13 protein-coding genes are annotated in these 6,559 nt (G+C 32.0%); 8 read left to right on the top strand and 5 right to left on the bottom strand.

Annotated elements, in window-relative coordinates:
- Nucleotides 1-70 precede the first annotated feature (70 nt).
- The 3 genes from HMPREF0077_RS01745 to HMPREF0077_RS01735 form a co-directional block, all read right to left on the bottom strand.
- Nucleotides 71-1,159, bottom strand: a complete 1,089-nt coding sequence (locus tag HMPREF0077_RS01745) for a tyrosine-type recombinase/integrase (RefSeq protein ID WP_004836153.1) — start codon at nt 1,157-1,159, stop codon at nt 71-73.
- A 146-nt stretch (nt 1,160-1,305) separates the two neighbouring features.
- Nucleotides 1,306-2,151 (bottom strand): hypothetical protein, encoded by an 846-nt coding sequence (locus HMPREF0077_RS10920; RefSeq protein ID WP_004836152.1) that lies wholly within the window; start codon nt 2,149-2,151, stop codon nt 1,306-1,308.
- 63 nt (nt 2,152-2,214) lie between these two features.
- Nucleotides 2,215-2,832: a LexA family protein gene (locus HMPREF0077_RS01735; protein WP_040349231.1), complete on the bottom strand. Its 618-nt coding sequence runs from the start codon at nt 2,830-2,832 to the stop codon at nt 2,215-2,217.
- Between the two features lie 164 nt (nt 2,833-2,996).
- Here HMPREF0077_RS01735 and HMPREF0077_RS11080 point away from each other — a divergent pair, with 164 nt between their 5' ends.
- From HMPREF0077_RS11080 to HMPREF0077_RS01730, 3 genes are all read left to right on the top strand, one after another.
- Complete coding sequence (locus HMPREF0077_RS11080; protein WP_004836149.1) at nt 2,997-3,125, top strand: hypothetical protein; 129 nt, start codon at nt 2,997-2,999, stop codon at nt 3,123-3,125.
- A 156-nt stretch (nt 3,126-3,281) separates the two neighbouring features.
- Nucleotides 3,282-3,407 carry a hypothetical protein gene (locus tag HMPREF0077_RS11075; RefSeq protein WP_004836148.1) on the top strand — a complete coding sequence of 42 codons (126 nt, stop codon included), beginning with the start codon at nt 3,282-3,284 and terminating at the stop codon, nt 3,405-3,407.
- Between the two features lie 145 nt (nt 3,408-3,552).
- Nucleotides 3,553-3,831 (top strand): hypothetical protein, encoded by a 279-nt coding sequence (locus HMPREF0077_RS01730; RefSeq protein ID WP_004836147.1) that lies wholly within the window; start codon nt 3,553-3,555, stop codon nt 3,829-3,831.
- On the opposite strand, the gene HMPREF0077_RS01725 is transcribed toward HMPREF0077_RS01730, so the two are convergent.
- Entirely contained in the window at nt 3,806-4,150 is a 345-nt protein-coding gene (locus HMPREF0077_RS01725) for a hypothetical protein (protein WP_004836146.1), read from the bottom strand. The genes HMPREF0077_RS01730 and HMPREF0077_RS01725 overlap by 26 nt on opposite strands.
- A 62-nt stretch (nt 4,151-4,212) precedes the next feature.
- Between HMPREF0077_RS01725 and HMPREF0077_RS01720 the strand changes: the two genes are divergently transcribed.
- The 4 genes from HMPREF0077_RS01720 to HMPREF0077_RS01705 all read left to right on the top strand — a co-directional run bounded on the left by HMPREF0077_RS01720 (nt 4,213) and on the right by HMPREF0077_RS01705 (nt 5,413).
- Complete coding sequence (locus HMPREF0077_RS01720; RefSeq protein ID WP_004836145.1) at nt 4,213-4,410, top strand: helix-turn-helix transcriptional regulator; 198 nt, start codon at nt 4,213-4,215, stop codon at nt 4,408-4,410.
- Between the two features lie 6 nt (nt 4,411-4,416).
- On the top strand, nt 4,417-4,641 hold the full coding sequence (locus HMPREF0077_RS01715) for a helix-turn-helix transcriptional regulator (RefSeq protein ID WP_004836144.1): 225 nt from the start codon (nt 4,417-4,419) through the stop codon (nt 4,639-4,641).
- A gap of 131 nt (nt 4,642-4,772) precedes the next feature.
- Entirely contained in the window at nt 4,773-5,039 is a 267-nt protein-coding gene (locus HMPREF0077_RS01710; protein ID WP_004836142.1) for a hypothetical protein, read from the top strand.
- A gap of 26 nt (nt 5,040-5,065) precedes the next feature.
- Complete coding sequence (locus HMPREF0077_RS01705; RefSeq protein ID WP_004836141.1) at nt 5,066-5,413, top strand: hypothetical protein; 348 nt, start codon at nt 5,066-5,068, stop codon at nt 5,411-5,413.
- Here the strand turns inward: HMPREF0077_RS01705 and HMPREF0077_RS01700 are convergent.
- On the bottom strand, nt 5,410-5,616 hold the full coding sequence (locus HMPREF0077_RS01700; RefSeq protein ID WP_040349230.1) for a hypothetical protein: 207 nt from the start codon (nt 5,614-5,616) through the stop codon (nt 5,410-5,412). The two genes, HMPREF0077_RS01705 and HMPREF0077_RS01700, sit on opposite strands and share 4 nt — an antisense overlap.
- 162 nt (nt 5,617-5,778) lie before the next feature.
- On the opposite strand from HMPREF0077_RS01700, the gene HMPREF0077_RS01695 reads away from it, so the two are divergent.
- Nucleotides 5,779-6,558, top strand: a complete 780-nt coding sequence (locus HMPREF0077_RS01695; RefSeq protein WP_004836137.1) for a phage antirepressor Ant — start codon at nt 5,779-5,781, stop codon at nt 6,556-6,558.
- The last annotated feature ends 1 nt before the right edge of the window (nt 6,559 follow it).

The following is a 6,559-nucleotide window of genomic DNA, read 5'->3' as shown; positions in this document are numbered from 1 at the left end:
ATGGACGTTTATTGTTTGTGATGTATGGATTTTCAAGGTTTTATAATTATTTGTTACGGTTGTTGTTACGTTAGCCCTCTAAAAAGCTTACAAATTCATCTGGAGTTTGTTTTTCTTCCTCTTCCATTATGTGGGAGTAGATTTCTAGGGTTATGGTTGGGTCGGCGTGGCCTAGTCTTTCTTGAATATACTTTATCGATTTGCCCATTCTTAAAAGTATGGTTGCGTGGGTGTGGCGGAAGCCGTGGACTGTGATTTTGTGTAGGTTGTTTTTTTCTATTATTCTATTTAATATTTTTAGTGGGTAGGATCTTGTTATCATTTTACCGCTTCTTTCGAAGATATATTTTTTGTTTGTTTTCTTTAATTTTATTAGGGTATCGGTTGTTTCTCTATCTAAGGTTATTTTTCTTGTGTTTCCTGTTTTGGTGGTTGAAATTATTTGTTTGCCATCTTTGTCTCTTGAGATAGATTTGCTTATGGTTAGGGTATTGGTTTTGGTGTTTAGGTCTGTCCATTCTAGGGCTAGGGCTTCTCCTAGTCTCATGCCTGTGTGGGATAGGAGTCTAAAGAAGGCGTAGGTTTGGGGTTGTTGGGTTTCTTTGGTGATTTCTAGGAAGGTTTTGAGTTCTTCGGGTGTGTAGTAGTTTCTGTTTTCTATGGTTTTGATTTCTCTTTTTTGTTTTGGAATTTTGATTTTTGCAAAGGGGTTGGTTTCTATGGCATGGAGGTCTTTGGCGTAGTTTAAGACCGCTTTGGTGTATATATTTATACTGCTTATATTCTTGTATCTTTTAGAGGCGTCGATTATAAAGGTTTGGGCCTGTAGCTGGGTAAATTCTTTTAGGAGAATATCTCCGATATAGGGGGTTATCTGATTTTTAAATAATGATTTTATTTTATATACACTTTGGTCTTTGACGGTGGTTTGCCATGTTTCAAGCCATATTTCATAGGCATCATTAAATGTTTTTATTTTGATTTCTGGTTTGGTTGGAGTTTGGGTTCTTAGTTTTAGATAGGCGTTTTCGGCTTGTTTTTTGCTTTTAAAGCCCTGACGATTGGTTCTGATTTCTTTGCCTGTGAGAGGGTCTTTTCCTAGGTAAATGTTGAATTTGTAGTAGGTTTTACCATCTTTTGTATAGCTATAGATTTTCATGCTTGCTCCTTTCTTTTGATTATGGTACTCTTAAAGAGGACGGGGCTATTAATAAATCATTAAATGTCGTGTCTATAGGTTTTATAAAGCACCAGGGTTAGTCGCCTGGTGCTTTTTGTGTCAACAATTTTGTTACTTATTTAATCTTAATTAAATGCGTATTTGTCGTTTAAATATAAAAAATTTTTGCCGTCTTTTTTCTTTTTGTTAATAAAATAGCTTCTGTTTAAAATCCGGGTTAATGTCGTACTATCAATTTTTTCATTTAATTCTTTTCTAGCTTTTGTTTGTTCAACCCCCATATTATTGGAGATATATTCTATTACAGCATACATATTTTCAGGATAATGTTCTATCATATTCTTGATTCTTAACTCTAATTCTGGGCAATTATCATATACTCCTAAGCACTTTAAGTCTTCATAAAGTTTTTTGGCCTCTTTAACTTTGTTACACCTCATTAAAATATCAATGGTTTCTGATCTAATAGGCACGTTAGGAGGTATACTTTGATTAACTCTTTCCCAATACTTTAATACACCTTTTAATCCTTTAAAATTATCTTTAGAATTTTCTATATACAAGTTAATTTGATCAGCAGATGGATTTGTTTTTCTAAATTCTCTCATTCTATTAATTGAATCATAGTACAAGTTTAACGCTTCATTTTCTTCTTTGTTTGGGTAAAAGTCAGGATTCCACTCGTATAATTCTTCTGCCGATATGGTATATGATGGTTGCGACTCAACTATTTCTTCTTTAGAGCTAGACGAAACTTTTTTAGTTGTTGATGTGTTAAAAATATCCCGTATAGATGTTGTAGTTTCATGATAAACCTTGTTGTATGCAGCTTTCTCGGGATTTTTTAATATCCCCATTCCTTTCTTGCCATATCCTGGCTTTATAGCTTTATTTAAAGACCTTTTCATTTTGCCTGTTGTTTTGGCTTTTATCTTTCTTTTAAGGCTTGGCTTCCTGATTCCAAATTTCATATTTTCCTCCTATATGTTATAGTTGTAGTGTGTGAAGGCAGTCTATATATGTAGGCTGCTTTTTTATATTTTTCTTCTAATTTCTTTTACAACTCCCAAAATCCTTACTGGGTCGTCTCCTGGACCATAGGTCCTTGGAGCATAGTTGGCATTTATGGGCTTTAGGGTTATAGTGCCATTTTCATTTTTTATTACAGTTTTCAGAGTTGCCTCATAGCCATTTACATAAACGGCTGCGTCTGTTCCGCTTTCACAGTCGGGAGTTTTTTCTATTATTACGGTGTCGCCGTCTAAATATTTTGGATACATGGAGTCTCCGTCGACTCTTAGGCCTAGGTAGGTTTTGTTTTTGTCGTATTCTTTTAGGGATAGGTCTTCGGTATCGGATATGTCTTCTATAGCTTCTATGGGGATACCAGCAGGGATAGAGCCGTAGATGTTGATTGTGATGTAGTCCTTATTTTGGATTGGTTCTTTTTTTTCGGGCTCTCCTGTCAGCTCTGATATGCTAATACCATATATGCTTGCTAGCATTTTTAGTTTGGAATATGGAGGTTCATTTCTTCCTTGTTCATATGAACCATAGGCAGATGTTTTTATATTTAATTTTGGTGCTATTGTTTCTTGAGTGTACCCATTTAGTTTTCGGTAATATTTTAAGTTTTCGGTTAAATTTGTCATATTAATTACTTCCTTTTTTTGTATTTTACTACTTACAATGGTGTAATACCACCATTTAAAATGGTAATATATAAAGAAATACATTTAAAATACAAAAAAAGATTTGACAAATACCATTATAAATGGTATTATATAATTAACAAAACAAGAAAGGAGGATAACAAGTGAAGAAAAAGGAAAATAAAAAAGATGATATCTTAGTAAAAAGATTAGCCGTTGTAGCCACAACACTAACAATAATCGATAAATTACTAGATATCACCTTGAAAATATTAGATAGGTTAGGGCTTTAAGCCTTAACTGTCTATCACTTGTTTATTATATATGAAAGATTATGAGAAAGCAATAGAAAAGTTATTGAAGATTCTAATAATTGTTATAAGCTTGGATATAGTTTATAAGGTTATTGATATTTTTTTAAGATTTTTTTAAGAAGAAAGGAGGAAACGATGAGTAAAGAAGACAATAAAAAAGATGACCAACTCATAAAGTTAGCTCTTATAACTGCAGTAATCAGCTTGGTAGAAAAACTAATAGAGTTAGTCATCAAAATCATAGATATAGTTAGGGCTTAGCCCTACTATATCATAACTATACTCATCATAAGTAAATATGAAAGATGATAGAAAGAAAATTGAGCTTGTACTTAAGGCTATAATTGGATTGAATGTTATAAGTATTTTGTTAAGTTTGATTAATTTGTTTAGGTAAGGAGGTTGTATGAAGGCGGAAGATATTAAAAAATTCCTTGAATTCAGAAAAAAATTCACAAAAAGAGAGTGGTTTGAACTAAACAAAGCTGTCGGTGAACAAGAGAATAAAAGAGCCAACCAGATAATCTTGGATGGCTCTGATGTTAATGAGATTCTTGATAGACTTAATCGACACACAGACAATTCTATAAATATTAATATCAAAGAAGAAAAACTTTCTTCAGATGATAAAAATCTCATTTCAAATACAATTGATAATGTTATTCACTCAAAGAAATACCGATGATTTGGTCGTAAAAAATACTTATTATTGGTAAATTTATTTTGTTGCCAGATGTTATTATTTCAGCATTTTTAAGCGTTAAAAAGATGCTGATTTCACTATCAGGCTTCTCTTCGTCAAAGCTTTTTTTGATTGATTCATCCATTGATATAAAAACGGATTGTAAAGTAGTAGGATTTTCGTTGGAGTTATCAATTAAGTCACCTACAACTAAACCAAAAGATGTTAGAACAGCAATTCTATTATTTTTGAATATATCAATATCAGTTTTAAACATATTTACAAAAGCTTGGACTGTAAGAGATTTATCATCATTAAACATAAGAACACCTCCTTTCTTGCTATTATAATAATATTATACCACATATAGGGGGTGAGAAAGATATGGAAACTAGATATAGTATGTTGAAAGATTTGAGGAAGAAATATAAGCTTACTCAAAAGTTTATAGCTGAGCTTTTAGAAATAAGGACTAATGTTTATCAAGGATACGAGTATGGAGAAAGAGAGCTACCAGTTAAACACGCTAAGAGATTGGGAAGATTCTTTCAGTTTGATTGGTGGGAGCTTTATGAGGATTAGAAGGGGGTGATTGTTATAGCAGATAATAATATAAGAGTCCTTAGGGCTATGAAGAATGTTAGTCAGAAAGAATTAGCAAAGGCGGTAGGGGTTAGCCAGCAGACTATAAGTACTGCTGAAAATACTTCTAGGATGAGCCTTACTACTGCGAAGAAAATAGCTGATTACTTTGACGTAAAAATTGATGATATTTTTTTAAATAAAAATACCATTTTAAATGTTAATAACTAAGACACAACGTTTTAAATGCGATTATAAATGTTATTAGGAGGATTAATGAATGAATTAGCAAGCCTTAATCAGATTGTAGCTGAGATTAAATTTTTTGAAAATCAGGAATTCAATGAGAGAAAGGAAGAAATATGAATAAATGTTATTACATTGTAACTATAAAAATTAAAAAATATGAAAATAGGTTCGTAAGTAATAGGAAAACTATGTATTTAATTGATTTACAAGGGAGTATGTCTAAATCAATTGAAGATGCTATTTTGTTTTCAAATGATAGCTTAGCAGAAAATATTGCAGGCAAGATTGAGAAGTCCATAGAGGAAAACTCAGATTATATCTGTGCCTGCAATGTAGAAAAAGTAAGTATATTTGAAGCGGCTAATTTAGATATGATTTAGAACATTTTTATAGAAAGGAAGAGTGAATGAAAAGATTCTTAGAAAAGATAGAGGTTGATAAATTAATTGAAGATAATTTCAATTCTGTAGCTGAATTTTGTAGAGAACTTAATATTTCTAGATCACACTTTGATGGAATGATGAAAAGAGAAATAGCTTGTGGTAGAAAAACTCAAAATAAGTTAAAGAATTTGGTTGAAAGCTATGGAATTGATATTGAAGATTTGCTTGAACCTTTACCTATTATTATTGGAGATAAAAAGGTTAAGGAAATTATAATTTCTGATAATAAAAATAGGTTAATAGTTTCAATTAATTCTAATAGTGAGATAAGTGATGAAAATTACAGAGTAGAGTATATCCCATTTTCTTAATCTAAATTGTTATTTTTAGATTTATCAGGATTGGAAACAGGTGTTTCTATACCATTTATCAAACGAACATGATAATTTTCGTAATTGCCAGCTTTTATAGATCTAACGAAGTCTTGTCTTGTCATATATCTACCAGACTTTGTGTCTTTAAAGTTTAAATTTCTTCCGGTTGAAGATTGGTTTGTGGTTATTACTCTTTTCAATTGGCACCTCCTTTCTGGATAAAATGTTTAACAAATTAAGAGATATACTCTACTAGGAAAATTTTACCATCTTTGACTATAAAAAGCAATATATATAGTTATTATAATTTTATAACATACTATATATTGTGGTTTTTAAATTTATAAAGAAAGGAAAAATGAATGAAAGATTTAAAAATATTTGATAATGAAGAGTTTGGACAAGTAAGAACATCGATTATTGATGATGAACCGTATTTTGCACTCAATGATGTTTGTAGGGTACTGGAAATTGCTAATCCAAGAAACGTGAAGGCAAGATTGAATGGAGATGGCGTCCATACTATGGACGGTGTCGATTCTCTAGGAAGAAGAACAGATGTAACAATGATTAGCGAGTCAAACCTATACAAACTAGTCTTCCAAAGTAGAAAGCCAGAGGCAGAAAGATTTGCAGACTGGGTAACAAGCGAAGTCCTACCATCCATAAGAAAGCATGGGGCATATATGACGGACGGAGTAATAGAAAGAACTCTTACAGATCCTGACTATTTAATAATGCTAGCGACTAACCTCAAGGAAGAAAAAGCAAAGAGAGCATTAGCTGAGGCACAAATTGAAAGAAATAAGCCTAAGGTCCTATTTGCCGATACTGTATCTGCTTCTTCTAGGTCTTGCTTGATGGGCGAACTTGCTAAGATGATTAGTCAAGAAGCTATAAGGCAAGGCAGAATTAACGAAAAGATTGGGCAGAACAAGCTATTCTCCTGGATGAGAAACAACGGCTATTTATGTAAGTCAGGAGAAAGAAAAAATCAACCGTTACAGCAGTATGTAGAGCAAGGATTGTTTGAGATGAAGAAAGGTTCTTATGTTGATAGCAAGGGAGCTAATGTGATTACTACAACTACTAAAGTTACAGGAAAAGGACAAATATACTTTATAAACAAGTTTTTGGGATAGG

It is taken from the genome of Anaerococcus tetradius ATCC 35098 (assembly GCF_000159095.1).
Classification (GTDB): Bacteria; Bacillota; Clostridia; order Tissierellales; family Peptoniphilaceae; genus Anaerococcus; species Anaerococcus tetradius.
Note: the sequence above shows the minus strand (reverse complement) of the source record. Positions and strands in the feature narration are given on the sequence as shown.

Excerpts from the sequence above, each read along its gene's own strand:
- HMPREF0077_RS01710 (WP_004836142.1), top strand. The coding sequence starts at position 4,773 with ATGAATAAATGTTATTACATTGTAACTATAAAAATTAAAAAATATGAA.
- HMPREF0077_RS11075 (WP_004836148.1), top strand. The coding sequence starts at position 3,282 with ATGAGTAAAGAAGACAATAAAAAAGATGACCAACTCATAAAGTTAGCT.
- HMPREF0077_RS01735 (WP_040349231.1), bottom strand. The coding sequence starts at position 2,832 with ATGACAAATTTAACCGAAAACTTAAAATATTACCGAAAACTAAATGGG.
- HMPREF0077_RS01720 (WP_004836145.1), top strand. The coding sequence starts at position 4,213 with ATGGAAACTAGATATAGTATGTTGAAAGATTTGAGGAAGAAATATAAG.
- HMPREF0077_RS01745 (WP_004836153.1), bottom strand. The coding sequence starts at position 1,159 with ATGAAAATCTATAGCTATACAAAAGATGGTAAAACCTACTACAAATTC.
- HMPREF0077_RS01730 (WP_004836147.1), top strand. The coding sequence starts at position 3,553 with ATGAAGGCGGAAGATATTAAAAAATTCCTTGAATTCAGAAAAAAATTC.
- HMPREF0077_RS01725 (WP_004836146.1), bottom strand. The coding sequence starts at position 4,150 with ATGTTTAATGATGATAAATCTCTTACAGTCCAAGCTTTTGTAAATATG.
- HMPREF0077_RS01705 (WP_004836141.1), top strand. The coding sequence starts at position 5,066 with ATGAAAAGATTCTTAGAAAAGATAGAGGTTGATAAATTAATTGAAGAT.
- HMPREF0077_RS10920 (WP_004836152.1), bottom strand. The coding sequence starts at position 2,151 with ATGAAATTTGGAATCAGGAAGCCAAGCCTTAAAAGAAAGATAAAAGCC.
- HMPREF0077_RS01695 (WP_004836137.1), top strand. The coding sequence starts at position 5,779 with ATGAAAGATTTAAAAATATTTGATAATGAAGAGTTTGGACAAGTAAGA.